The organism is uncultured Slackia sp. (assembly GCF_959608125.1).
In the GTDB taxonomy this organism is placed as follows: domain Bacteria; phylum Actinomycetota; class Coriobacteriia; order Coriobacteriales; family Eggerthellaceae; genus Slackia.
Genome location: NZ_CAUHPG010000009.1, coordinates 1 through 25,188 on the forward strand (window position 1 = coordinate 1; position 25,188 = coordinate 25,188).

Annotated in this window: 20 protein-coding genes; 15 read left to right on the forward strand and 5 right to left on the reverse strand. The window is 62.2% G+C overall.

The window, feature by feature from the left end; translation table 11 throughout:
- The 9 genes from larC to Q6E04_RS04160 form a co-directional block, all read left to right on the forward strand.
- Positions 1–1,053, forward strand: a 1,053-nt coding sequence (gene larC / locus Q6E04_RS04120) for a nickel pincer cofactor biosynthesis protein LarC (protein WP_303249537.1), incomplete at its 5' end; no start/stop codon positions are given.
- Between the two features lie 117 nt (positions 1,054–1,170).
- Positions 1,171–2,811 carry a hypothetical protein gene (locus Q6E04_RS04125; RefSeq protein WP_303249538.1) on the forward strand — a complete coding sequence of 547 codons (1,641 nt, stop codon included), beginning with the start codon at positions 1,171–1,173 and terminating at the stop codon, positions 2,809–2,811.
- Between the two features lie 41 nt (positions 2,812–2,852).
- Entirely contained in the window at positions 2,853–3,737 is an 885-nt protein-coding gene (locus Q6E04_RS04130; RefSeq protein ID WP_303249539.1) for a MerR family transcriptional regulator, read from the forward strand.
- A 171-nt stretch (positions 3,738–3,908) separates the two neighbouring features.
- Positions 3,909–5,129 (forward strand): MFS transporter, encoded by a 1,221-nt coding sequence (locus Q6E04_RS04135; protein WP_303249540.1) that lies wholly within the window; start codon positions 3,909–3,911, stop codon positions 5,127–5,129.
- A gap of 189 nt (positions 5,130–5,318) precedes the next feature.
- Positions 5,319–6,218 (forward strand): DUF2797 domain-containing protein, encoded by a 900-nt coding sequence (locus Q6E04_RS04140; protein ID WP_303249541.1) that lies wholly within the window; start codon positions 5,319–5,321, stop codon positions 6,216–6,218.
- Positions 6,218–8,590 carry a ferrous iron transport protein B gene (feoB, locus tag Q6E04_RS04145; protein WP_303249542.1) on the forward strand — a complete coding sequence of 791 codons (2,373 nt, stop codon included), beginning with the start codon at positions 6,218–6,220 and terminating at the stop codon, positions 8,588–8,590. Before Q6E04_RS04140 ends, feoB begins: the two co-directional genes overlap by 1 nt.
- A gap of 175 nt (positions 8,591–8,765) precedes the next feature.
- Positions 8,766–9,467, forward strand: a complete 702-nt coding sequence (locus Q6E04_RS04150; RefSeq protein ID WP_303249543.1) for an ABC transporter ATP-binding protein — start codon at positions 8,766–8,768, stop codon at positions 9,465–9,467.
- Positions 9,468–9,470: 3 nt separating this feature from the next.
- Positions 9,471–12,998 carry an FtsX-like permease family protein gene (locus Q6E04_RS04155; protein WP_303249544.1) on the forward strand — a complete coding sequence of 1,176 codons (3,528 nt, stop codon included), beginning with the start codon at positions 9,471–9,473 and terminating at the stop codon, positions 12,996–12,998.
- 153 nt (positions 12,999–13,151) lie between these two features.
- On the forward strand, positions 13,152–13,985 hold the full coding sequence (locus tag Q6E04_RS04160; protein ID WP_303249545.1) for a hypothetical protein: 834 nt from the start codon (positions 13,152–13,154) through the stop codon (positions 13,983–13,985).
- 90 nt (positions 13,986–14,075) lie between these two features.
- Here Q6E04_RS04160 and Q6E04_RS04165 read toward each other — a convergent pair whose 3' ends face one another.
- Positions 14,076–15,815, reverse strand: a complete 1,740-nt coding sequence (locus tag Q6E04_RS04165; RefSeq protein WP_303249546.1) for an FAD-dependent oxidoreductase — start codon at positions 15,813–15,815, stop codon at positions 14,076–14,078.
- A 317-nt stretch (positions 15,816–16,132) separates the two neighbouring features.
- Between Q6E04_RS04165 and Q6E04_RS04170 the strand changes: the two genes are divergently transcribed.
- Positions 16,133–17,623 carry a helix-turn-helix transcriptional regulator gene (locus Q6E04_RS04170; RefSeq protein WP_303249547.1) on the forward strand — a complete coding sequence of 497 codons (1,491 nt, stop codon included), beginning with the start codon at positions 16,133–16,135 and terminating at the stop codon, positions 17,621–17,623.
- Positions 17,624–17,633: 10 nt separating this feature from the next.
- Here the strand turns inward: Q6E04_RS04170 and rarD are convergent, their stop codons facing one another.
- Together rarD and Q6E04_RS04180 are read right to left on the reverse strand one after the other, a co-directional pair.
- Entirely contained in the window at positions 17,634–18,575 is a 942-nt protein-coding gene (rarD, locus tag Q6E04_RS04175; protein WP_303249548.1) for an EamA family transporter RarD, read from the reverse strand.
- Positions 18,576–18,603: 28 nt separating this feature from the next.
- Positions 18,604–19,416: a hypothetical protein gene (locus Q6E04_RS04180; protein ID WP_303249549.1), complete on the reverse strand. Its 813-nt coding sequence runs from the start codon at positions 19,414–19,416 to the stop codon at positions 18,604–18,606.
- Positions 19,417–19,690: 274 nt separating this feature from the next.
- Here Q6E04_RS04180 and Q6E04_RS04185 point away from each other — a divergent pair, with 274 nt between their 5' ends.
- Positions 19,691–21,016, forward strand: a complete 1,326-nt coding sequence (locus tag Q6E04_RS04185; RefSeq protein ID WP_303249550.1) for a coproporphyrinogen III oxidase family protein — start codon at positions 19,691–19,693, stop codon at positions 21,014–21,016.
- Between the two features lie 160 nt (positions 21,017–21,176).
- Here the strand turns inward: Q6E04_RS04185 and Q6E04_RS04190 are convergent, their stop codons facing one another.
- Complete coding sequence (locus Q6E04_RS04190) at positions 21,177–21,470, reverse strand: helix-turn-helix domain-containing protein (RefSeq protein WP_123198434.1); 294 nt, start codon at positions 21,468–21,470, stop codon at positions 21,177–21,179.
- A gap of 201 nt (positions 21,471–21,671) precedes the next feature.
- Here Q6E04_RS04190 and Q6E04_RS04195 point away from each other — a divergent pair, with 201 nt between their 5' ends.
- From Q6E04_RS04195 to Q6E04_RS04210, 4 genes are all read left to right on the forward strand, one after another.
- On the forward strand, positions 21,672–21,953 hold the full coding sequence (locus tag Q6E04_RS04195) for a hypothetical protein (RefSeq protein WP_303249551.1): 282 nt from the start codon (positions 21,672–21,674) through the stop codon (positions 21,951–21,953).
- Positions 21,954–22,281: 328 nt separating this feature from the next.
- Positions 22,282–22,857, forward strand: coding sequence for a gamma carbonic anhydrase family protein (locus Q6E04_RS04200; protein ID WP_303249552.1), 576 nt, complete (start codon positions 22,282–22,284; stop codon positions 22,855–22,857).
- Positions 22,858–22,866: 9 nt separating this feature from the next.
- Complete coding sequence (locus tag Q6E04_RS04205; protein WP_303249553.1) at positions 22,867–23,106, forward strand: hypothetical protein; 240 nt, start codon at positions 22,867–22,869, stop codon at positions 23,104–23,106.
- A 176-nt stretch (positions 23,107–23,282) separates the two neighbouring features.
- Positions 23,283–24,143 carry a bifunctional 5,10-methylenetetrahydrofolate dehydrogenase/5,10-methenyltetrahydrofolate cyclohydrolase gene (locus tag Q6E04_RS04210; RefSeq protein WP_303249554.1) on the forward strand — a complete coding sequence of 287 codons (861 nt, stop codon included), beginning with the start codon at positions 23,283–23,285 and terminating at the stop codon, positions 24,141–24,143.
- A gap of 122 nt (positions 24,144–24,265) precedes the next feature.
- Here Q6E04_RS04210 and Q6E04_RS04215 read toward each other — a convergent pair whose 3' ends face one another.
- Entirely contained in the window at positions 24,266–25,138 is an 873-nt protein-coding gene (locus tag Q6E04_RS04215) for a MaoC/PaaZ C-terminal domain-containing protein (protein WP_303249555.1), read from the reverse strand.
- Between the last annotated feature and the right edge of the window lie 50 nt (positions 25,139–25,188).

A 25,188-nucleotide genomic window follows, 5' to 3' on the forward strand; every position in this document is an offset into this window, starting at 1 on the left:
GACCACGACCACGACCACGACCACGACCACGACCACGACCACGACCACGACCACGTGCATCGCGGCCTGCCCGAGATCGCGGCCATCATCGATGCGGCTGCGATGAGCGATCGCGCGAAGGACATCGCTCATCGCATCTTCGTCGTTCTGGCCGAAGCGGAGGCGCAGGCTCATGGCGTGCCGGTCGACCGGGTGCATTTTCACGAAGTGGGGGCCGTCGATTCGATCGTCGACATCGTGGCGGCAGCGGTTTGTTTGGATGACCTGGCCGTCGATGGCGTGGTGGTACGCGGCCTGACCGAAGGCCGCGGAACGGTGCGCTGCCAGCACGGCGTACTTCCCGTTCCTGTTCCCGCCGTGGCGAATATCGTCGCGCGTCACTCCATTCCGCTTTCGATCGCCGACGTGCAGGGCGAGCTGGTTACGCCGACGGGCGCTGCGATTGCCGCGGCCGTTCGTACGTCATCCGAGTTGCCCGGGCGCTTCGTCGTGCGCAAGACGGGCATCGGCGCCGGCAAGCGCGCCTACGCGATTCCCGGCATGCTGCGCGCCATGCTGATCGAGGAGGCGGACGAGCGTACGAGCGCAGCCGATGCGGCGACGCCCCATGGCGGCCCGTTCGTCTGGAAGCTCGAGACCGAGGTGGACGATTGCTCCGGCGAGGCGCTCGGCTACGCTTTGGAACGCTTGTTCGCGGCCGGCGCGCGCGAGGCGCACTATGCGCCCGTGTTCATGAAGAAGAACCGTCCCGCGTATCAGGTGCAGGCGATCTGCGCCGAAGAGGCCATCCCTGCGATCGAGGCGGTGCTGTTCGAAGAGACTACGACGATCGGCATTCGCCGCACGCCGATGGAGCGCACGGTGCTGCCGCGCGCCATCGTGCAGGTTTCCACGCCGTTCGGGTCCTTGCGCGCCAAGCGCGTCGTCATGCCCGACGGCGCGCCGCGCCTCTATCCCGAATACGAAGACGTGGCCGCAACGGCGCGCGAGCGGGCGCTGCCGTACCAGGAGGTCTATCGCTGTGCGCTCGAGGCGTGCTCGAGAGGCGTCTAGCGCGTCCTCGCAGCTTGTAGGCTTGTGCTCTCCATAAGATATCGGTGTGGTTTTGCCAGGCGCCGGGAAGTTGGCCCATAATGTGGCGGTTGGAAAAAGACCGATAGGAGTGCGCTTATGCCTCGTGTGCGCCCGTGCGAGACGACGCTTGACGGCGGAAATACGAAAACCGATGCCTGCCCGCTGGCGGGGGAGAAGGGGCGCAAGGCCGCCGCTATCGCCCTGGCTGTGATCGTGGCGCTCCAGGCGGTGCTGTGTATCGGGGCCATCGTCACCAAACAGGGCCTGTTCCAGGACGAAAGCTACACGCTTTTCCTGACGAATGGCGAATTCCTCTACGACCTCCCGGCCGACGGCCAGGTGTATCACGGCGGCGAGCCGTACGAGTCGTGGGTCACGGTGCCCACGTTTCTCGGGGCCGATTACGGCCAGGTGATCCAGAACCAGATCAACGACGTGCACCCGCCGCTGCACTACATTCTTCTGGCGGCGCTGTATTCGCTGTTCCCCGGCAGCTGGGACCCGGCCATCGGGCTTTCGCTGAACGCCGCGGCCATGTGCATCGTGACCGTGCTCTCGTTTTTCACGGCGCGCTTTTTGGGGGTGCCGCGCTGGATGGCGCTTGCCGCGGCCGCCGTGTGGGCGGTGTCTCCCGCAATGGTCAACGACGCGGTCTATCTGCGCATGTACGGCCTGCTCACCCTGTGGTTCGCCGCCGCGGCCGCCCTTGCCGCGCGCATCGCGAGCCGTCGTTCGTGCAGCGTCGGCGAAGCCGTCGCTCTCTTTCTCGTGACCGCCTGCGGCGGATTGACCCAGTATTTCTTCCTGCCGTATGCGTTCGTGCTGTACCTGTGCGTCGGCATCGTGTTGCTGCTCCACCGCGAAATCGCGGCGGGCGTACGCTTCGCCATAGGTTCGATCGCGGGCGCGCTGAGCGTGTTTCTTCTGTTTCCCGCGGCATTCGACCATATCTTCTCCGGTTATCGCGGCGTCGAGGCGCTCTCGCGCGCGGCCGACGGCAGCTCGTTCGTCGATTTCTTCGTGCGCGATTGGCGCCAGCTCGATACGGGCAATACCGGCGGCGTCCTGATTTTGATCGCAATCGTGTTGATCGCGGCCGCTGCGGTCTCGTTCCTCATGTGCCGCAAGAACGCCGATGCGAAGGCGTCGTCGGGCATGTGCGGCTGGATGTCGGTCGGCGCGTATGTGTCGCTCGCCGTGGCCGCCGTGGCCTTCGTCACGATCATCGCGCGTGTGGCGCCGTATCCTTCGATCCGCTATGTGCTCAGCGTGCAGCCCGTGCTGCAGATGTGCGTGTTCCTACCGCTCGCGGGCCTGTGCCTCTGGCTTGCGAAGAACCGCGCCCGCCAGGCGCTCGTCGCCTTCGCGGTCGTCGCGGTGCTGATTACCGGCCTGGGTTATTCGCATGGTATCAAGTATTGGGACCAGGAAAACGACGACGTGGCGGCGCTCGCGCAGGAAAACGCGACGTTTATGGGGGTTTGGGAGAATCCGATGATGGTCGAGGCGTTTTTGCCCGATGCGACGGATTACGATACGGGCGTGTATTTCTCTTCGCCCGAATCGCTGGGCGCATTCGACTTTTCGCAGGTGGATGGCGGCGTGACGCTCATCGTGCAGGACGGCGTCGATTTCGCCCCGTATAAGGAGGCCTTCGAGGCCGCCGCTCCTGGCGTGCGGATGACGTACGTGGGCGACACCATCGACCATTTCGACGTGTACGACGTCGAGCTGTAGGCTCGCGTCGCCTATGCCGTCGCGCTGTTAAGGGGGAAGCGATGCGAAGCAAGGAAGTGGCGGACCTCGCGGGCGTGACGGTCCGTACGTTGCGGCATTATTACCATATGGGGCTTTTGCCAGAACCCCCTCGTTCGGCGAACGGGTATCGCGTCTATGGCGCGACCGATGTGGCGCGCGTGCTGCGCATCAAACGGCTCGCATCGCTGGGCATTTCATTGCAGCAGGTCAAAGAGATGCTCGATGAAGAAGGTTCCGATGCCGCCGCGCACTCGGGAAACGAAGCGTTGGATGCGCTCGACGCCGAACTGGCCGAGCGCATCGAGCATCTGCAGGAGCAGCGTCGCATCATCGCCGAATTGCGCGAGCGCTCGATTTCTCCCGATGCGCCCTCTGCATTCGCCGAACATCTCGCTCGCCTGAAGCAAGCGGGCGCAGGTTCCCGTTTCGTCGAAACCGAGCTCGCGGGCCTGTTCTTGGTGGACCGGTTGCTCGCTACGGGTTCGGAAGAGGCCGAATCGGTGGTGCAGTTTTTCGAGCTTCTCGGCGAGTCGGATCGGACCGACCGCTATGTGCAGCTCAACGAGCGCCTCTTCGCGCTGCCCGCCGATGCGGACGAGGCCGAGCGGCAGAACCTGGCCGATGATTTCGTCTCGTTCATGCTTCCGCTTCTCGACCGCGGATGCGAGCGTTACGGCTGGGATCTTTCACGCGCACGGATCGAAGCCATGGCGGCGCCGTCGGGCATGGATTCGGGCCATTGCGCCGCAGACCCGGGGGAGTCCGAGGGCGATGCAGGCGACGGCTCGGCCTACGACGTGTTCGACCTGTATGACATGGAAACGCTCAATGCCGCTCAGCGCGATATGAGCGAGCGGGTTTCCTCCGGCGTGTTGAGGGCGCTTATGGAGCGCGTTCCGTCGTAGGGGCGTTGCCGCGCGGTCGGCCGCATGCTTTCCAGGGGTCTAGTCTTCATTTGTGTCGGCTTTGTGTATCGCGTCGATGGGACCCGCGAATCGCGTTGACTATGACGTTGCGTCATAGTTTTTCATACGGAGCGTCATACCGATTTCATTCCGTGAAGAAAGGAACGCTCCATGACGAAGCTGCGTGCCACTTTGCCGTTCGTCATCTCGAACTCGTTTTCCCTGCTGGGCAATTCCATCGCCGGCGTCGTGCTGCCGCTCGTGCTGCTCGCCAAGACCGGCGACGCTCTTGCAGCGGGAACCCTTGCCATCGTGTGCGCCGTGCCTCAGGTTTTGGCGGGCGTGTTCGGCGGCGCACTGCTCGACCGTATGAACAGGCGCGATCTTTCCGTCGTTTCAGACATCATCTCCGCGGCATCTATCGCCGCGCTTCCGATCATCGATGCCACGGTGGGTCTGTCGTTCGGCTGGTTCGTTCTTTGCGGCATCGTCGGCGCCGTGGGCGACATTCCCGGCATGACGGCGCGCGACACGCTGCTGCCGGCCGTGGTCAAGCACGACGGCCTTGAATTGCAGAAATTCATGGGAGTCGCCCAGTCCGTCGAAAATCTCGTGGTCATCGTGGGACCTGCCGTCGCCTCGATGGGTATGGGCCTTCTGGGATCTGCCAATACCCTGTGGCTGACGGCCGCCATGTCCACGATAGCCGCGGTTGTGACGCTGTTCGTTCCCCGCGCGGTGGGCGTCCCCGGCAAGGCGGAGAAGGCCGAGGATTCCGGCAAGGGTTTGGTCAAAACGGCCGTCGCGTCGACCAAGGAAGGCGTGCGCGTTCTGTTCGCGCGCCATCCCGTGCTGCGCGCATCGGTGGTCCTCGGCATGCTGATCGTAATCGTCATGGGAAGTTACCAGGGCATGGTGCTGCCCGTGTTCTTCACGCAGGAAAACGCCCCGACGCTTCTGGGCTACGTGCTTTCGGCCATGTCGGTGGGCGCGCTTGTCGGTTCGCTCGTCTACGCGAAGTGCGCCTATGCGCTCAAGCGCCGTACGTGGTACGTGATTTCGTTCGTCGGCATGGCGTTCGGCGTGGCGGCCTTGGGCTCTCTGTGGTCTTACGAGGTGCTGTTGCTGGGCGCGGCGTTGCTCGGCCTGGCGTCGGGACCCGTGTCGGCCCTGTTCGGCTTCTTCGTGTACGGTCTGATTCCCGACGAGCATCGCGGCGCGGCCCTCGGAACGCAGAATTCGCTGCTTTTGGTGGTGACGCCGGTGGCCGTGTTCGCAACCTCGATCGTGATCGAGGTCGTGGGCGTAGGCACGACGTCGTTCGTCCTTGCGGCCGCGTGGCTCGCACTGACGGTTTACGCGCTTGCCATGAAGGCAATGCGCGAAATCTAGCGGCGAAGCGTGCCGAGAAGAGGCGCTCCTCAAGGGGCGCCTCTTCGTGTTCGGGGCGCTTTTCGCGCTGCTCGTTTTCTGTGGTCGCGGGGGTTTCGCGCCGTGCCGGGGCGCGTCGGCTTTTCGCGTGCGTTATGATTCACAACGAAAAACAGCTATGTAAGCGCATGATGCGCGAGAGGTGAAGGCATGCCGCGTTTCTTTCCCGAATCCACCCTGGTTTTTTCAGGCCTGGGGTATGGACCGGAAGGTCCTTATTTGCAGATGAACGACCTGGAGGCGCAGAAGCAGATGCGTCTGCCGGTCTTGGGCCGCACATTCACGCTCAAGAAGCTCCCGAAGCGATACTGCATCGGTCCGTTCGATTTGAAGACCTATGAGTCGAGCGCGTGCCCGCTCATGACGGAACTGCCCGATGCGGGTGCGTATAGCGACGACATGTGTCCGGCGTGCCGTGAGGCCACGGGCTTCAATCCGGCGTTCTATAACGCCGACGCCATCTCGCCGCAGCAGCGCGCCTACAACCTGACGCCGCACTTCGTGTACATGGCGTATTTCTCGCCGGCCCATTTGAAGGTGGGCATCTCGTCGGAGACGCGCGGCATCGAGCGCCTGCTCGAACAGGGCGCGCGCGTGGCGGGCATCCTCAAGCGCTATCCCAATGCCGACGAGGCCCGAGCGCTCGAGGCGAAGCTGTGCGCCCAGGACGGCATTTTGGAAACAATGCGCCTGGGAACGAAGAACAAGCTGCTCAGCGAGCCGTTCAATGCGCAGGCCGCCATGGATTGCGTGCTCGAGACGGCGCGTGCCCACGGGGTCGAGCCCGAATGCGGCGTGCTGGACCTGACGCCGTACTATTTCGGCGCGGGGGCGCAGGTGCCCGAAATGATCAAGACGCCCGATGGCTCTCCTGCCGACGCCTGTGCGGGCCGTTGCGTCGGCATGATCGGCGGCACGCTCGCGCTCGAGCAGCAGGGCAACGTGTTCGTGGTGCCGGTGAAGGATTGGGAGTCGCACGAGGTGGAAATCACCGTGGGCGAGGTGCTCGTCGAATACGATTACGAGCCTCAGCAGATGGGGCTGTGGTAATGGCGGGCGCCATGATGACGCTCGATGGGATCGCGCAGGGCCAGGACGCGATCATCGCGTCGGTCGATTGCGTCGAGCCGTCGTTGCGCAAACACATTCTGGACATGGGCCTGACGCCCGGTACCGAGGTGACGTTCGTCAAATGCGCTCCGATGGGCGATCCCATGGAGGTGCGCCTGCGCGGCTACGAACTGACGCTGCGCAAGGAGGATGCCGCGCATATCAAGGTGCGCGACGTGCATGCCGCGCACAACCTGCGTCGCGTCAATCCCGCTCAGCGCGATACCGTGCATCCCGGCAAGGGCGAGTCGAAATCGTTCCGCCCGCGCGCCGGCGAGCGTGCCAAAGCGGCCGATGCGCCGCTGACCTTCGCGTTGGCAGGCAACCAGAACTGCGGCAAGACTACGCTGTTCAACCAGCTTACGGGCTCGAACCAGCACGTGGGCAATTTCCCGGGCGTCACGGTGACGCGCAAGGACGGCACTATCCGCAAGCACGACGAGGCCACGGTGGTCGATCTGCCTGGCATCTATTCGCTTTCGCCCTACACGGGCGAAGAGGTGGTCACGCGCGAATTCCTGATCGGCGAAGCGCCCGATGCGATCATCAATATCGTCGACGCCACCAACATCGAGCGAAACCTGTATCTGACGCTGCAGCTCATGGAGCTCGACATCCCCATGGTGCTCGCGCTCAATATGATGGACGAAGTCACGGCTAACGGCGGCACAGTGGACATCAACGCGCTCGAAGCCATGCTCGGCATTCCCGTGGTGCCCATCTCGGCCGCGAAGGGCGAAGGCATCGACGAGCTGGTCGACCATGCTCTGCACGTGGCGCGTTATGTCGAACGTCCCGGGCGCCAGGATTTCTGCCGCCAGGACGGATCCGACGGCGGCGCGCTGCATCGCTGCATTCACGGCATTTCCGAATTGGTCGAAGACCATGCCGTGCGCGCCGGCGTGCCCGTGCGTTTCGCCGCCACCAAGCTCGTCGAAGGCGACGACCTGGTGCGCGAGGCCCTGCGTTTCGACGAGAACGAGAAGCGCGCCATCGAGCGCATCGTCTCGCAGATGGAAAGCGAAGGCGGCGCCGACCGCATGGCCGCGCTGGCCGACATGCGCTTCCGCTTCATCGAAGCCGTGTGCGACGCTACGGTGGTCAAGCCGTCGGAGAGCCGCGAGCATAAGCGCTCGGTGGCGATCGACCGCATCCTGACGGGCCGTTTCACCGCGCTGCCGGTGTTCGTGGCTATCATGGGCGTGGTGTTCTGGCTGACGTTCGGCGTGGTCGGCGCCGCGCTGCAGGAATGGATGGATGTCGCGGTGGGTTGGGCGACCGACCTGGTGGATGCCGGTCTTACGGCCTGGGGCGTCAACGAGGTGGTGCATTCGCTCGTGATCGACGGCGCCTTCGCGGGCGTGGGAAGCGTGCTGAGCTTCCTGCCCATCATCGTGGTGCTGTTCTTCTTCCTCTCGCTCTTGGAGGATTCGGGCTATATGGCCCGCGTGGCGTTCGTGATGGACAAGCTTCTGCGCAAGCTGGGCCTGTCGGGGCGCAGCTTCGTGCCTATGCTGATCGGCTTCGGCTGTTCGGTACCCGCCATCATGGCCACGCGCACGCTTCCTTCCGAACACGACCGCAAGATGACGGTCATGCTGACCCCGTTCATGAGCTGCTCGGCGAAGCTGCCTATATACGCCCTGTTTACGGCGGTGTTTTTCCCTGACCATGCGGTCATCGTGATGATTGCGCTCTATGTGATGGGCATGGTTGTGGGCGTGCTGGTGGCGCTCGTGCTCAAGCGTACGGCGTTCAAGGGCGACCCCGTTCCCTTCGTCATGGAGCTGCCGAACTACCGCATGCCGTCGCTTGGCAATATGGGGCGCCTGGTATGGGATAAGGCGAAGGACTTCCTGACCCGCGCATTCACGATCATCTTCCTGGCATCGGTGGTCATCTGGTTCTTGCAGACCTTCGACCTGCGCCTCAACGTGACGGCCGATTCCGCCGACAGCCTGCTCGCCATGCTGGGCGGCCTGATCGCGCCGGCGTTCGCGCCGCTCGGCTTCGGCGATTGGCAGGCTTCGACGGCGTTGGTCACGGGTTTCGTGGCCAAGGAAAGCGTGGTGAGCACCTTGACGGTGCTGCTGGGAAGCGCCTCGGCCATCACGAGCCTGTTCACGCCTCTGACCGCGTTCGTCTTCTTGACGTTCGCGCTGCTGTACACGCCCTGCGTGGCCGCCATCGCGGCCGTGAAAAACGAGCTGGGCGTCAAAAGCGCCGTGGCGGTGGTGGCGATGCAGTGCGGCGTTGCCTGGGCGGCGGCATTCATCGTGAAGATGGTCGGCGCGCTGCTCGGCCTAGCATAGCGCGGCCGTTCGGCATCGGGAATGCAACGGATGGCGTCGCGGCGCTTCGCGCGACGCCGCGCGGCTATAATGAGGCAAAACGGAAGGCCCGCGTGCTCGATGTCTCCTGCTTCCGTGCGAGAAGCGGCGGTTCGCTGCGGGCCGAGTGTGACCCCTGCAAGACGGAGCGTGTGCTATGGCCTTTGTCGAATTCCGCGATGTACGCAAGATCTACAGGATGGGCGAAGTGGAGGTGGCGGCTGCCGACGGCCTCTCGTTCGACATCGAACAGGGCGAGCTCGTGGTGGTGGTGGGCCCGTCGGGCTCCGGCAAGACCACGTTGCTCAACATGCTCGGCGGCATGGATTCGTGCACATCGGGCTCGATCAAGCTGGCCGGTCGCGAAATCAGCGCATTCGGCGATAAAGAGCTCACCGACTATCGTCGCTACGATATCGGCTTCGTGTTCCAGTTCTACAACTTGGTGCAAAATCTCACGGCGCTCGAAAACGTCGAGCTGGCCTCGCAGATCTGCCGCGACCCGCTTCCTGCGGCCGAGGTGTTGGCGCAGGTGGGCCTGGCGCACCGCATGGATAATTTTCCCGCACAGCTTTCGGGCGGCGAGCAGCAGCGCGTGGCCATCGCTCGCGCTCTTGCGAAAAACCCAAAATTGCTGCTGTGCGACGAGCCCACGGGCGCGCTTGATTACAAGACCGGCAAAGCCATCCTGAAGCTTTTGCAGGATACGTGCATCCAGACCGGTCGCACTGTCGTTTTGATCACGCACAACATGGCGTTCACGGACATCGCCGACCGTGTCATCCATATTAAAGAAGGCCGCGTCGAGGGCGTCGAGCTGAATGCGCACCACGCTGCCGCCGATACCGTGGAGTGGTAGGTCATGAAAAGCGTCTTTAATAAAGGGGTGCGGCGGTCGATCACCCATTCGCTCGGCCGTTTTCTCGCTATAGCCGTGATCGCTGCGCTCGGTACCGGTTTTTATGCGGGCCTGCGCATGACCGGGCCTGACATGCGCCTGGCTGCCGATCGGTATTTCGACGGTACGAACACGGCCGACCTGCGTGTCGTGTCCACCCTGGGCTTGAGCGACGACAATATCGACACGCTGCGCGATATAGAGGGCGTGCAGGGCGTCATGCCCGCTCACGAGGTGGACGTGCTTGCTACGGTCGACGACGTGCAATACACCATGCGCGTTCAGTCGTTCGACGCCGACGCCGCCCGTGCCTCCGATACATCCGACGGCGAGCATGCCGTTTCTTCCGACGAATCATATCTGAACAGGCCTATTTTGGTCGAAGGCACGTGGCCCGAAGGCTCCGACGAGTGCGTGCTGACCGCCGATGTAGTGATGGATAGCGACGTGTCGGTGGGCGATACCGTGAAGGTGCTCGAAGGCACGCAGGATATCGACGAGACGCTGGCCTCGCGCGAATACACGGTGACGGGTTTCGTGCGCTGCTCGTACTACGCTTCTCCGACCAATCTGGGAACGACATCTCTGGGCAGCGGAGCGCTCGAACAGGTGGCGTTCGTCGACAATGCGGGCTTCGCTTCCGATACGCCCTATACCGAAGCGTTTATTTCGGTGGCGGGGGCTTTCGATGAAATGGCGGGAAGCGAAGGATACCAGGCGAAGGTCGATGCAGTGGCGCAGCGCATCGAAGACGCCGGCATCGGGGCGGCCCGTTTGAGCGAGGTGAAAGCCGAAGCGCAATCCGAGCTTGACGAGAAGCGCGCCGAATACGAGTCCGAGCGCGCCGACGCCGAAAGCAAGTTGGCCGACGGCGCGGCCGAGCTCGATGACGCTCTCGTGCAGCTCGATGACGCCGCCGCGAAGCTCGAAAGCGGCCAGGCCGATTTGGATGCCGCTGCGGGCACCATCGCTTCGAGCGAGCGTGCCATCGCCAACGGGCAGGCGTCTTACGATGAGGGCGTGGCGGAACTGGCAGCCCGCCGTGCCGACGCACAGGCTCAGCTGGCCGACGCCCAGGCACGGATCGACGATGCCCAGGTTCAATACGACCAGGCTATGGCCACGCGATCCGAACTTTCCATGCAACTCGACCAGGCCCGCGCGGGCCTCGGGCAGATAGATGCCGCCATAGCCGAGAATATGCCTTCGATCGACGAAGGCATCGCGGCCGCCCAGGGCGCGATCGCTGCCGTGCAGGCGCAGATCGATGCGCTCGACCCGAAGGGGCCTGGATATGCGGAGCAGCTGGCGGCGTTGGAGGCGCAGCGCGCGAAGGCCCAGGGCATGCTCGATGAGCTGCAAGGGCGCAAAGACGAGCTGCTCGGCCAGCGCGCGCAGCTCGCAGGGGCCGTGGATCGGTTGACGGCGGGTATCGCGCAGATCGACGGCCAGACCGCCGGCGTGCCCGAGCAGCTTGCAGCTGCCCGAGAAGAGCTTTCCGCCCAGCGCGCCGCTGCCGAAGAAAGCTTCGCTGCGGCTCAGCGTCAGCTTGACGCCGCCGCAGCCGAGTTGGCGAGCGGCCGTGCGCAGCTGCAGTCGGGTAAGAGCGCCTATGCCGCAGGCGTCGCCGAGCTTGCCGACGGCAGGGCGGAATACGGCGAGGGTTTGACGTCCTACGAAGAGGGCAAGGTCGAATACGACGAGCAGAAGGCCGACGCCGAGGCTCAGTTCGCCGATGCCGAAAAGCAGCTCGCCGAAGCCCAGGAGGAGGTCGACGAGCTCGAGGCTCCTGAAATCCTCGTGCTCGACCGCTCGAAGAACATGGGCGCCGAAAGCTTCAAATCCGATGCGGGCCGCATCGACCGCATCGCCATGGTGTTTCCGTTCATCTTCTTCCTGGTGGCTGCCCTGGTGTCGCTGACCACCATGACGCGCATGGTGGAAGAGGAACGCGTGCTGATCGGCACGTACAAGGCGCTCGGATACAGCAACGCGCGCATCATCTCGAAGTATCTGGTGTATGCGGCGGTTGCCAGCGGCGTCGGCGCGCTCGTGGGCATCGTGGCGCTTTCGCTGTTCCTGCCGTATTTCATCATGAACGCCTATGCGATCATCTACGCGGTGCCGCCGCGTCCCGTGCCGATCGACCCCGGTATGGCGCTGCTTTCTGCGGGCTTGGGCATGGGCATCACGCTGGCGGCCACCTGGTTCGCAGCGGCTTCGACCCTGCGTGAAGCGCCGGCCGCGCTCATGCTGCCGCGCGCGCCCAAGGCCGGCAAGCGCATCCTGCTCGAGCGCATCAAGCCGCTGTGGAGCCGCATGTCGTTCTCGTGGAAGGTCACGTCGCGCAACATCTTCCGCTACAAGCGCCGTTTCTTCATGGCCATCGTGGGCATCGCGGGCTGCACGGCGTTGCTGCTGACGGGCTTGGGCCTGCAAAACGCCATCAACGACATCATCGACAAGCAGTTCGGCGAGATCTACCACTACAACATGGTGGTGCGCGAGGCCGACGACGTGTCCGACGAAGACGCCTCTCAGGTCGAAGCCGCGTTGGCGGCATCGGGCGAAGGCGCCGCGTTCACGGCGGCCCATACCGAGAATATGCTGGCCGCCCGCGTGGACGACCCCGACGGCGAGCATCAGCGCTTCGAGCTGATCGTACCCGAGGATCCGGCCGACTTCGCGACGTACGTCACCATGCGCGAGCGTCTGGGCCACGACCCGCTGAGCCTCGACGACGACGGCGTGGTGATCAGCGAGAAGCTGGCGATCGAGCTCGGCCTCGAACAGGGCGACCCGATCCTGCTCTTCGACGAAGACGCGGTGGGCAACGCCGCCGGCGCAGGCCGCGAGACGCGCGTGGCGGGCATCATGGAAAACTACGTGAGCCAGTACGCCTTCACTACGCCGAGCGGCTTCGACGCGCTGATGGGCGAAGCGCCCGCCTACACGACGGTCTATGCGAAGGCGACCGAAGACGAGATGCAGCGCTCGGAGCTTTCCGACGAGCTGTTGGCGATCGACGGCGTGAAGACCGTGGGCTTCAACGACGAGACGATCGAGTCGTATCGCACCATGCTCAAGAGCGTCGACGCGGTGGTGGTGGTTCTGGTGATCGCGGCGGCGGCCTTGGCGTTCGTGGTTTTGTACAACCTGACCAACATCAACATCACCGAGCGTCAGCGCGAGATAGCGACGCTTAAAGTGCTCGGCTTCAACGCGCGCGAGGTGAATGCGTACATCTATCGCGAGACACTGCTGCTTTCGGCGATAGGCGCGCTTGTCGGCTGCGTTCTGGGCGTGTTCATGGAGGGCTTCGTGGTGGTGACTGCCGAGGTCGACCAGGTGATGTTCGGCCGCGCCATTCATGCGATGAGTTTCGTCATCGCCTTCGCGCTCACGATGTTCTTCTCGGTGCTCGTGACGCTATTCATGCGCAAGAAGCTTTCCGGCATCGACATGGTGGAGAGCCTGAAATCGGTCGAGTAACGAAAGGCGGCCTTCGGGCCGCCTTTTTGTCGTCTGCTCCACATTGCCGTCGACGGTTCGAGCTTATGGCGGGTCGGTCTTTTCGGCGAGGCGTCGTGCTATGCTGCTTGCTGTTTTGCACGGTGCGGGCATCCGCGCGGGGAAGGGGTCGGCGTGAACATTCGGTCGCGTTATTTCGGTCAGACGGCGCAGCAGGTGGTCGCCGATTATTTCGCGTGGCTGCGCAAGATGCGTGCTCTTGCGATCGCTGCGGCCGTGGTTCTCGGCGTGGCGGCTATCGTCTTCGTGTTCATCGGGTCCATGGCGGCTTACTTCGTCTGCCTTGCTGCGATTTTGGTCATTGCGTGGCTGCTCAGGTCCAAGATAGGAAGGCGTTTTCGCAGCTTGCTCGATATTCTGGGGTCGGATTGCGATGCCGAGAAATATCGCGAGGTGATCGAAGGAATCGCGCAACGGGATGTCAAGCAGCGTTCGAAGGGCACGTGCCTGACCGAGCTCGCGCTGGCCCATTATCATGCGGGCCGTCCGATCGACGCCTTGCAGCTTCTTTCGCAGGTTTCGTTCAGGTCGCCCAAGAACATCCTTTGGATCCGCACGTTCAACGTGGAGGCCATCGCCCGCAACGCTGTGGGCGATATCGCAGGGCGTGACGTCGCTTTGGGCCGCATCGCGGCGTTTCGCGAGGGCGCGTCCGTCAATTCGCCGAAGCGAGCGGTCGTCGATGACATCCTGCTCGGGCTGAACGTTCAGTTCCGCGCGCCCGAGCAGTGGGGGCCGGCCGACCTTGATTACATGCGCAAAAGCGCAGCGACTGCCGATTCGCGTTTGACGTGGGTGTCGTGGGGAATTTGCGAGGCCGAGTATCTCATCGTGCACGGAAGCGTGCAGGAAGCGGCCGCGCTTCTTGATAAGCTGTCGGAAGGCCCCGTTACGCCGCGCGCCGCTGTGAATATCGAGCGCCTTCGTGCGGGCATGCATGCCGGCTGAAAGATCGGCACCAAGAAGGGCGGCCAAAGGCCGCCCAAAGGCCGCCCTTCTTGCATCTATGGCTTCGCTTCGTACGTAATGTACTCGCCTCTACAGTTCCGCGAGGTCTTTGCCGAGCAGATACGGCAAAGTGCAGCAGCAGGCGCCGAGGTTCTGGCCGGGAAGGCCGAAGTTGTAGGTGCCGGCAAAGAAGTCGCCGATCATGGTGCCGACGCAGTACAGGCCTTCGATGGGGGTGTCGTCTTCCTCGCAGACCTGCAGGTTCTCATTGGTCCTCAGGCCGCCCATGACGCAGAGGAACGTCGATCCGACCGTCTTGGTGCCGTAGAACGGCGGCGTGGAAATCGGGAAGAGGATGTTGGGATTCACCTGGTATTCCTCGTCGTAGCCCTGCTCAGCGTAGGTGTTGTAGCGCTCGATCGACGCCAGGGCGTTCTCTTTGTCCAGGCCGTCGAGCTGATCGATGAGCTCCTCGAGGGTATCCGCCTTGAAATACGTCCCGTCTTCGACGTTCGCATCCCAGCCTGCGACAAGCTCTTCGGGGGTGAGGGGCTTTTGCGGCGTGACGTTGCCGTAGGAGCAGCCGAGCGTCTCCCATTCTTCCTGCGTGGAGGCGTAGGCGCTGTCCCAGATGCCGTATCCCGTGGATTCGGGCTGGTTGAGCAGCGACATCGCGCCGAAGGCGAAGTTGGTGTTCTCGTTCTGGAAGCGCTTGCCGTTCTTGTTCAGGTTGATGCCCCAGAAGTTGTCGATGACGGCATGGGTGGGTCCTGCGACGCCGCCGTTGATCGCGCAGGGGTTGGGATAGACCTTCTGCCAGGCGGCGCCGATCCAAAGGCCCATCTTCTGGCCGTCGCCCGGCATGAGGCCGGAATAGTTCATCCCTGCATCGAAATCGACGCTCTCGTCGCCGAACTCGAGCTTGTCTTTGAACATCTCGTAGGCGTACGGAGCGTATTTCGCCATCATGTCGCGGTCTTTCGAGAAGTCGCCCGTTGCCAGGACGACGGCTTTGGAAGCCTCGTATTTCGCATACGATCCGTCTTCGCGCTGGCAGATGACGGCGCTGACGCGGCCCGTGTTATCGTCGTCGCGGACGAGCTGCACGGCGCGGTTTTTGAAATAGATCTTCTTACCGAAATCGTTCTCGAAGATGTCGGCGTAGGTCTTCGCGCACAGCGGAGCGCCCTGGAACACGCCGAGAGGGTTCTCGTCGTTCCAGAAGTTGTGCACCGAAGGCGGAGCGGCGAGCGTTCCGTCAGGGTCGGCGTAGGGCGGTTCAAGGTTGACCTTGAGGCCTTTGCCGGTCATCTTGTCGATCATCCAGTCCATGGATTCGCCGCTGTGCTTCAGCCAGCGCGACCACTTCATCTTGTCCATGCAGTAATAGCCTGCGAGCTGCTCGATCTTCACATGTTCGAGCGCATCTTTCGGCGTGTAATCGACGCCCATCTCTTTCTGGTACTTCGTTCCGATGGCCTGATTGGAGCCGCCGCGGGAGATGGCGGTGGTGCCGGCGCTGACGACGATCACGTCGAGGCCTTCTTCGGCGGCCGATACCGCGCAGCACATGCCCGACATGCCGGATCCTACGACGACGACTTCGGCGGAAATGGTCTCGGCGAAGTCGGTGATAGGCTCGGGCGCCACCTCGAAGCTCCACGCGCCCTTTTCCATGACGCTTTCCGCCGTCAGAGCACCGCCTTCGCTCGATGCGGACTCGGCTGCTTTCGGCTGGCTGGGAGAGCAGCCCGCCATGACCGTTCCGATCGCTCCTGCGGCACCGATGATGCCTGCCCCTTTGAGAAAATCGCGCCTATCCATGCTCATTCGAATTCCTCCTCCTTGTCTTGTGTAAGGACTTGTCGAAGAGCGAAGGCCCCGCCGAAAGGGAGGGGAGAGGGAGGCGGTACCTTCGCTGCCTGACAGGCCGATCATAGGCCTGCTGCCCTCTTTTGCATTCACTCGAAGCGTGGCTTTTGGCGCATAGGGGTTCACATGAAGCGGGTGAATTGGATAAAATCGCAGGTCGTTGCAATGCTCGCATGGCCATTCTGATGTCAGGCGTGTTCTATCATGGGCGCGGAGGGAAGCTCGCGCGTCTTACACGATCGGCGCCGATGCGAGGCCGGCATGAAGGGGGAGGCGTGCAGAGACAGGTCGTTCATGTGCTGCTCGTAAGCGTCGGTTACGCATGTTTTCTTGCGCTTAATTCGTTTTCGCTCTGGGGCTTCGGGCTGTTGCCGGCGCAGGCCCTTGGAGAGCAGGGCTCGTCTTCGTGGGGTACGTTTCTCTCGATCAGCAACGCGCTGTCTTTTTTCGTGTTCGCGGCATGCTCTGCCATGCGGCCGAAACGTTTCGCCCGCATGGTGTACCCCCTGTCCTTCGTTTTGGTGGCGGCGGCGCTTGCCGGCGTTCTGGCGTTTCTCTTCTCCGGCTCTTCGTGGCTTATCGTCGCCGGGGCCATTTGCATGGGCCTTGCGACGACGTGTTTTTTCTTTTGCTGGATTCGCGTATTGGCACACGAGGGATCCTCGTACGCACAGGTGGAAATCATCGCCGGGTCCGTTCTCTCGGCCGTGCCGTTCGTCGCGTTCCTTACCCTCGACCTGTTGGCCATAGCAATCACTCTGTGCATTCTGCTGGTTGTCGTTTTCGCGTTTTTCGCATACGAGATGAAAGATGCCTGCCCATCCGGGCCGTCCGCCGATTCTTCAACGGGTGCGTCGATCGAGGCGATTCTGCCTGCGAAGAGCCTGTGGCGTATATGTCTTTGTTGCTTCATCATCGGAATCATGGCGCCTGTCGCCTCCGCCCTTTCCGATGCGGTGTTCGTCGACATGCAGTTCGTCGACCAGGTTTTCATGACCCATTCCGAAAATATCGTGGCGGCGGCCGTCGTCGGCATATCGTGGCTCGCTTTGAAACGCAAACCCGACACCGTGCGGGCTTTCACCGTTTTATTTCCTCTCTTGGCGACGGTCTTCCTCGTGTTTCTCTTCGTCCCCGCTTTGCGCGGGCTCGTGCCTTATATCGGCGGCGTCGCTTTCGTCGTCTGCTCGATGACGGTGCTGGTCGAAAGCGCCTCCTCGGCCTCGGCGCGCGGGCTTGACGCGGGATTGATGTATGGCGTGTGCGCCGGCGTCTTGTACGCGTCGAACGCGTTCGGGAGCCTTGCTATGAATCTCGCGGGAGAAACGGTTTTCGACGAAACGTCGATGATGCTCGTCGTGGTCGTCTTGCTCTACGGCTGTTCCATCGTCATGTTCTTTATTACAAGGAAAGGGTCGGGCGTCGGAGAAGCGCCCGATGGGGCTTCCTGCGAATCGGTCGTTTCGGACAAAGCCTCGACGCTTTCCGACGAGCTTGATTTTTCGCAGCTAGGCCCTTCCGTCGTCCACGACGATGCTATCGGGGTTGCTGCCAGGAGAATCGGCCAAAGCAGCGGTCTTACCGAACGTCAAATCGAGGTTTTCGTCTTGTTGGCGCACGGTTACACGATTCCCGCCGCAGCGTCGGCGATGTATTTGTCCGAAAATACCGTCCGCACGCACGCGAAAAAGATTTACGCGGCGCTGGGGATCCATAGCAAGCAGGAGTTGATCGAACTCGTCGCCGAGGCCGCTGCCGGCGCGTGACGTGAGACGGCTATCGCCGCTGCGACGCGGGCATCATCTTTCGGTGCAGGACGCTTTCGGCCGACATAAGCGCGATGCCCGTCCATACCAGCGCGAAGCAGATGCCGTGGGCGAAGGTGAACGCCTCGCCGAAAAACGACACGGCCAGGATAAGCGCGATGGTGGGGCTGACGTACTGCAGGAAGCCGATGATCACCATGGGCACGCGGTTGGCTGCGGCCGAATACAGCAGCAGCGGGATGGCGGTGAGCACGCCCGCGAACACCATGAGAAAGCTCTCCCAGGGTTGCGATGTGACGGCCATGGGGTCGGGCGTGGCAGGCACGAGGCCCCACAGTGCAGGCATCAGGGTTCCGGCTCCGAAGATGATGCCGCCCAGGATGCCCGTGATCACCGATTCCAGCGCCATGCCGGGAAGCGCGGGGTAGCCCGCCTTCTTCTTCACGGCGCCGTAGGCTGAAAACGAAAGCGCCAGCGCGAACGAAATCCAGATCGCGCCGCCGTTCATGGCGATAAAGAACGTCACGCCCACGGCGGCCAGCCCGAAGGCCACCTTCTGCATGCGCGTCAGGCGTTCGTGGAACACGATCAAGCCGAACAGGATATTGAACAGCGGACACAGATAGTAGCCGATGCTGGTTTCCAGAAGATGGCCGCTGTTGGCCGCCCAGATATAGACGCCCCAGTTCGCCGACGTCAGGATGCCTGACGTGACGAACGTGCCCAGCGCCCGCGGGTCGCGCATCAGATACAGAAAGCGCGTTCGCTTGACGAAGGAGCATAGAAGCACGATGAACACGCACGACCATATCATGCGGCAGGTCAGCACGAGCAGCGCGGACTCCCCCGAAAGAAGGCGCCAATACAGGCACATGAAGCCCCACATGACCTGGCATCCGAGGGCTTCGAGAAAGCCTGTCCTGTCGAGTGTGTCGCGCTGTTCTGCGGTCAAGGCGGTGCTCCTTCGCGGTGGTTCGGTTCTATTTGGCGCTGTTGCGCAGCCTCGGGATGAAGTGGGTGGCGAAGCTTTTCTTGCTGCCGCGGTTTTTCACGTAGATGAAGCCGATGATGGAGAATACGGCTGCGCCGACCAGGTTCACGAACAGGTCGGCCATGGAATCATGCAGACCGATATCCAGGTATCCGTCGGGAATGACGACGGTTTCGCCCGATGCCAGCATGATTTCGGTGCTCACGATGCCGTCGACGGGGATGGCGATATTGGTGTTCGTCGGATCGAGCGTGACCGAGCTGAAAGCGGTCACGATAGCGTCTTTCTGCATGTCGAATCCGACGAAGACGTCCATCGAATACTCGAAAAGCTCCCAGACCGCGCCTGCGGTCATAGAGAAGCAGAATGCGGTGATGGCCATGTAGATCGGCGCCAGCTGCAGGCGCGATGCATGGCTTCGATTGAGGATATCGACCAGCGCGAATCCGATGCCTGCGGCCAAAAATCCCCAGGTGGTATGCAGAATAGTGTCCCAGAAGGGGATTTTGATATAGAAAGCGTCGATTTCTCCGAGGATTTCCGCGGCGAAGATGAAGCAGAGGATGATGCCTTCCAAAACGCTCGGGATCTCGACGGTGAAACGGCGTTCGAGCATGCTGGGAATCCAGAACAGGATGAACACCAGCAGGCACAGCAGCGCGTGTTCGTAGCGGCCTTCGAAGATGGAACGTACGAAGACGATGGCAACGATGACGCACAAGATCACGTACAGGGCGAAGACGCCCGGCTTCTCTTTCGCCGCCTTGCGGGAGGTTTCTAGAAAGCGGGACACGACGGGCATCGGGCATTCCTTTCGTCGTCATGGATTTCCAGTCGAATACATGCCAGTATAGCGAATGACGCCTTGCGCTGATCGACGTCTGGGCATCGGCTCCGTCCTTTCGCGAAAGGACGCGGGCCGCACCTTCGCCGCCCGTGTAACCTCACATCTTTATCGATATATACGCTTCTGGTCGCTTGTGGGCATTTTGCGCCAAGCATATAATCCTGCACCGTTTGGGGAACGAAATAAGCCGCTTGCGGTCATGCGCAAGCAACGACGATAGGGTGTCAGAGTGATTTCGGAGCGAATTCTTACCAATCTTGTAAAGACGATGACCAAAAGGACGCTGAAGCTGTCTCCTACGGGAGAAACGTTCATGCCGCCTGCGGAACCTGGCCGCAAATACATGCTGTATCTGCACGTGCCGTTTTGCGAGCGCCTGTGTCCGTATTGCAGTTTCAACCGCTATGTCTACCGTGAAGACGTGGCGCGTACCTACTTCGAGAACATGCGCAAGGAAATGCTCATGCTCAAAGACCTAGGCTACGACATCGAGAGCATTTATGTGGGCGGCGGCACGCCGACCGTGGAAATCGACGAGCTGTGCGAGACGCTCGATCTTGCACGGGATGCGTTCGACATCAAGGAAGTGGCGTCTGAGACCAATCCCAACCATCTTGTCCAGCCGTATCTGGATAAGATGAAGGGCCGCATCCAGCGCCTGTCCGTGGGTGTGCAGAGCTTCGATGACGAGCTGCTCAAGCAGATGGACCGCTACGAGAAATACGGTAGCGGCGAGCAGATCATGGAGCGCATTGCCGAAGCCATCCCGTACTTCGAATCGCTCAACGTGGACATGATTTTCAATTTTCCGTCGCAGACCGAAGATATCCTGCATGCCGACCTTGAGAAGATCGCCGCATGCGGGGCGCGTCAGACCACGTTCTCTCCTCTGTACGTGTCCAACGCCACCATGGGCAAGATGGCCTCCACTTTGGGCGCCGTCGATTACGGCCGCGAATATCGCTACTATCGCCTGCTCGACGAAGCGTTGACGGGCGGGGATTCGGCTCGCTTCCGTCGCGAGACCATCTGGACGTTCAACCGCCTTGACGAACAGGGTCATGACGACCATGCGCTGCTGATCGACGAGTATCAAACCGCCTATGTGGCGTATCCTGCGATCGGCAGCGGATCGATCACGCATCTCGGCGACAGCCTGTACGTGAACACGTTCAGCCTGCAGGAATACGACGACATGATCGGCGCGGGCCGCATGTCGATCATGGGCAAGACCACGCTGAGCAAGCATGACCTGATGCGTTATCACTTCCTGCTGAACCTGTATCGCCTGCGTCTGGATAAGCATGCGTTCAAGGAGGAGTTCGGCTGCGGCATCGAGGCAGGTCTTCCTGCGGAGATGGCGTTCATGCGCCTCAACGGCGCTTTCGCGACCGACACGCCCGACGAGCTGACGCTGACGCCGAAGGGCCGCTATCTGGTTTCGGTGATGTATCGCCAGTTCCTGAGCGGCATGAATAATCTGCGTGACCAGGCTCGTGCTGCGCTTTCGGGTCCTGAACGGCAGTTGCTTTTCGGCGACGGTACGTGCGCGTAGCGGCGTGACGGGTTCGGCGGCTTCTCTGCGGCTGTCGGACGAACGGCGCCAAGACGGCCGCACCTTTGCCGTGATTCCGGCGTGTCGAGTGTGTTTCGGCGCGCCGGTTTTGCGAAGGGCATGAAAACGCTCGTGCTTTCGCGCGCAGCGTCGGCGCGGTTCAGTTTTTGCGATCGGCCTGATCGTCGGGCTTTTCATCGGGGGAGAACCAATAAAAGGCCCCCTCTTTGTCTTCGTCGTCGGGCAGAAGGTCGCGCAGGGGAAGTCCGAGTCCTCCTGCGATGCGAAACAGCGTGCGCAGCGAGGGGTTGCTCTCGCCTTGTTCGATTGAAAGAATCTGGTTGTGATGGACGCCTACCATCATGCCGAACTCGCGCAGACTCAGCCCTGCGCGCTTTCGAAGAGTTCGAATGCGCGCGCCAAGTCGATTGCTATATTCGTCGAATGCGGCCATTGCGAAAGCGTATTGAGGCCCGATGAGAGAATGTCACTATAAAATGTGACATTTCGTAATTATGATGAGAAACGGACAGAAGTCGTCGAAGGCCTTGCGCCCTGCCGTTTTCCTGCGGAGGTCGCGAGCCGAGTGGGCGCGCGTATCGCCGCGTGATATGCTCCCGGCGACAGGCTTGTTTTCTTCAAGGAGGCGGCAGTGGTGGAAGGGATTTCTCGCGATCTCGACGTCATGCTGGTCGTGCGCGATCTTAACGACGAAGAGGCCGGAGTCGACGATGTGTTGTTCGGCTGCGCTTTGCACAAGGACGATTTGACGGCGTTTTTCGCCGATCTTGCGAAATTGGTCGAGTCCTATGGCGGGGCCGAGTTCGCGGAGCTTCTGGCACGCGACGAAAACGACGAGGTCCTTGCGGCGGCGCGCCGCCGCTGGTCCGATGACACGCCGAACGGCCCGGCTGAAAGCGTGGGCCCCGTCGTCTAGGAGGGATGCGGTTGCTGAGGGTCGAACGGGGCTTCTGCCTGCGGGCTTGGCTTATCTGAGCGCCGTCTTTCTTGCGCAGCCTACCCGTTGTCCCGATCGTCGAGCTGGGTTTTCGGCCCGGCTTTCGATTCGGCTGCCGCTTGCCTTTCCGGTCGCGCTTTTGTTTGGCGCTTTCGCCTGTGTCGACGGACATGCGGTGCCGTTTGCCCGTCATCCGTCGCGTTTTCCGTCGCTACACTGGGTTGCAGCAGATGATTGCGCTGCTTTTTCGTCGAATTGCGGGATGCGTTTCGACGAAGCGCGGCGTCGGGGCGAAAGGAGCTGCATCATGGCGGAGGAACGCGCGCACGGGTCTTCGACCGAAATCGACTATCATCGCGTGAAGGCCGATCCGACGGCGCGCATTTCGCCGTCGTGCTCGCTGGTGGGCGATGTGACGCTTGGGAAAAAGGTTGCCGTCATGGCGGGAAGCTGCCTGCGTGGCGATGATGCGCTGATCGTGGTCGAGGACGAGTGCAATATTCAGGAAGGCGTCGTCATCCACGAGGATTACGGCAAGCCCGTAGCGATCGGCCGCCATACGACGGTGGGGCATCGAGCCATGCTGCATGGCTGCGTTATCGGTGAAAACTGTCTGATCGGCATGAGCTGCACCATTATGAACGGTGCGAAAATCGGCAAGAACAGCGTCGTTGCGGCGGGGGCGCTGGTTGCCGAAGGCAAAGAATTCCCCGATGGCGTGTTGATCGTGGGCGTCCCGGCGAAGGTTCGCCGCGAGCTGACCGAAGAAGAGATCGCCGACATGTGCACGTTTCCCGGCGACGATTATCTCAAGCAGACCGAAGCCATGCTTAAAGATGGCGTATTATTCAATCCTACGCCCGATTTCGATTTCCAAGCATAGGAGCGGCCAATGAACCTCGAAGACTGGCAGACACGCGTCGATAGCATCGACCTGGGAGACATGCGTCTTTACCATGCCTATGCGTTCAACGAGAAGACCAAACAGGTCATCGAGGGCGACGCCGAGCATCCCGACGAAGAGTTCGTGCGCATGCGCTTCCAGCAGCAGCTCATGGGCACGTTGATGCAGATGGACATGGAAGAGCAGATGCGCGCTGCGCAAGAGGGGCGCGCTCAAGCCGACGAGTAGAACCCTCCGAAGCGGTGTCGGGAATCCCGCATTTTCCGTCGAGCCGATGGCCGAGGCGCGCCCTCTCTCGTTTCGGCCGCTTTTCCGCCTGCGCGCATATCGTCGATACGTTGTGGGGTAGAATGCCCGAATCCGGAAAGCACTATCGCGGTCGAAGCGCCGCATGAGGGGGGATCGTGGCTTTGGAACTGCTGGGAAAGCCTGTTATCGCCGCATTGAAAGAGGATCTGGTCGGCCGCGCGGAAGCGCTTAAGGCCGCTGGCGTCGTGCCGACGCTTGCAATCGTGCGCGTGGGCGAGCGCGAAGACGACCTGTCCTACGAGCGTACGGCACTCAAGCGAGCCGAGGGCCTGGGCATCGAGGTGCGTCGTTTCGTGCTGGCCGAAGACGCGGGCCAGGACGCGCTGATGGACATTATCGCGCAGGTCAACGACGATGCGGGCATCCACGGCTGTTTGATGTTCCGTCCGCTTCCGCACGCTTACGACGAAGAGGCCGCCTGCGAGGCGCTCGATCCCGCGAAAGACATCGACGGCATCGGCCGCGCGGCGTTGGCGCGCGTGTTCACGGGCCGCGGCGAAGGCTTCGCGCCCTGCACGGCCGCGGCATGCCTCGAGATGCTCGACGCCTATGGCATCGACGTTGCCGGCAAGCGCGTGGCGGTGGTGGGCCGCAGTCTCGTGATCGGCCGTCCTGTGGCCATGATGCTGCTCGAGCGCAACGCCACGGTGACCGTGTGCCATTCGCGCACGCAGAATCTCGAACAGACGCTCCGCGAGGCCGACGTCGTGGTGCTGGCCACCGGTCGCGCGAGGGCCTATGGCGCCGAGTGCTTCGGCGAGGGCCAGGTCGTTCTTGACGTAGGCATCAATGTCGACGCGGAGGGCGTCCTGTGCGGCGATGCCGACTACGAAGCCGCGGCTTCGGCTGTAGGCGAGACGGGCGCGATCACGCCGGTGCCTCGCGGCATCGGCGGCGTCACCACGAGCGTGCTGATGAAACATGTGGTGGAGGCGGCCGAGAAGGTCGCGTTCTAGGCCGGTCGCAACATATATACCGATGCAAGAAAAAGAGGATGCGCGCGATGCGCATCCTCTTTTTTTCGTACGGCCGAGCTGTCGCGGTGTCGGCCGCGTTCGGCCCGAGAAAGGGCAGGGGCCTACTTGTATTCCATGATGCCCCAGTTGAGATAGGGCTTTGCGGTGGTCGCATGGGCGTCGACCAGGCGGAAGCGGACCGTGCCGTCATCCATCTTCCACATCTGGGTGGTCACGGTGGCGCCGGGCATGACGGGTGCGCACATGCGGACCTTGAAACGGGTGAGGCGCTCGGGTTTGCCCGGCATGAAGGTGTCGATCATATGACGCATGGCGATGCCGCCGTAGCCGAGGCCGAAGTAGAACGGGATCGGGAAGCCGGCCTCCTTGGCGGTCGGCCAGTCGACGTGCAGCGGGTGCAGCATGCCGGTCAGGCGGAAGGCCAGGCCCGCATTCATGGCGATGGTCTCGCTCATTTCGAAGTCGGGCTCGCGGTCGGGCATCTCGACGACGTCCGCAGGAGGCTTCTCGCCGCTCCAGCCGCCGTCATAGATCAGGCAGTCCCAGGTTTCGCACTCGCAGACGAGCGTGCCGTCGTCGTCGAAGGTGTCGGAGTGCTCCTGGCACAGCAGGCCCTTGCCGGGACCGCGGTCCCACATGCCCACGACGGTGACATCGGTGGAAAGCGTGCCGCTCTTCTGAGCCAGGCGGTTCATGTCGCTCTTGATCTTGAGGTCGATGCCCCAGTGCAGGGTGCCGCGCAGGTCGGCGCCGTAGTCGATGGTGTTGGTCACTTCGCCGCACACAAGAGGCATAGCGCCGAAGATGGGGAGGACCTTAAGGCCGCCGGGCAGGTATTCGTTGTAGTACTCTTCGCCGGCCTTCATGTCGTGGCCGCAGTTGCAGCCGACGGCGAACAGGTTGAGCTTCTCCATGCTGTAGTCGAACTTGAAGGGTCCGAATTTCTTTCCGACGACGGATGCGTCGATTGTCATGGTGATTCCTCCTCTTTCGGGATATATGTGCAAAGGCCTGATTCGGCCGA

Bases quoted from the DNA above. Each gene is read 5' to 3' on its own strand.
- Q6E04_RS04135 (WP_303249540.1), top strand. From the start codon at position 3,909: ATGACGAAGCTGCGTGCCACTTTGCCGTTCGTCATCTCGAACTCGTTT.
- Q6E04_RS04200 (WP_303249552.1), top strand. From the start codon at position 22,282: ATGGCGGAGGAACGCGCGCACGGGTCTTCGACCGAAATCGACTATCAT.
- Q6E04_RS04140 (WP_303249541.1), top strand. From the start codon at position 5,319: ATGCCGCGTTTCTTTCCCGAATCCACCCTGGTTTTTTCAGGCCTGGGG.
- Q6E04_RS04130 (WP_303249539.1), top strand. From the start codon at position 2,853: ATGCGAAGCAAGGAAGTGGCGGACCTCGCGGGCGTGACGGTCCGTACG.
- Q6E04_RS04155 (WP_303249544.1), top strand. From the start codon at position 9,471: ATGAAAAGCGTCTTTAATAAAGGGGTGCGGCGGTCGATCACCCATTCG.
- Q6E04_RS04180 (WP_303249549.1), bottom strand. From the start codon at position 19,416: ATGCCCGTCGTGTCCCGCTTTCTAGAAACCTCCCGCAAGGCGGCGAAA.
- Q6E04_RS04125 (WP_303249538.1), top strand. From the start codon at position 1,171: ATGCCTCGTGTGCGCCCGTGCGAGACGACGCTTGACGGCGGAAATACG.
- feoB (WP_303249542.1), top strand. From the start codon at position 6,218: ATGGCGGGCGCCATGATGACGCTCGATGGGATCGCGCAGGGCCAGGAC.
- Q6E04_RS04165 (WP_303249546.1), bottom strand. From the start codon at position 15,815: ATGAGCATGGATAGGCGCGATTTTCTCAAAGGGGCAGGCATCATCGGT.
- Q6E04_RS04190 (WP_123198434.1), bottom strand. From the start codon at position 21,470: ATGGCCGCATTCGACGAATATAGCAATCGACTTGGCGCGCGCATTCGA.
- Q6E04_RS04205 (WP_303249553.1), top strand. From the start codon at position 22,867: ATGAACCTCGAAGACTGGCAGACACGCGTCGATAGCATCGACCTGGGA.
- Q6E04_RS04215 (WP_303249555.1), bottom strand. From the start codon at position 25,138: ATGACAATCGACGCATCCGTCGTCGGAAAGAAATTCGGACCCTTCAAG.
- Q6E04_RS04150 (WP_303249543.1), top strand. From the start codon at position 8,766: ATGGCCTTTGTCGAATTCCGCGATGTACGCAAGATCTACAGGATGGGC.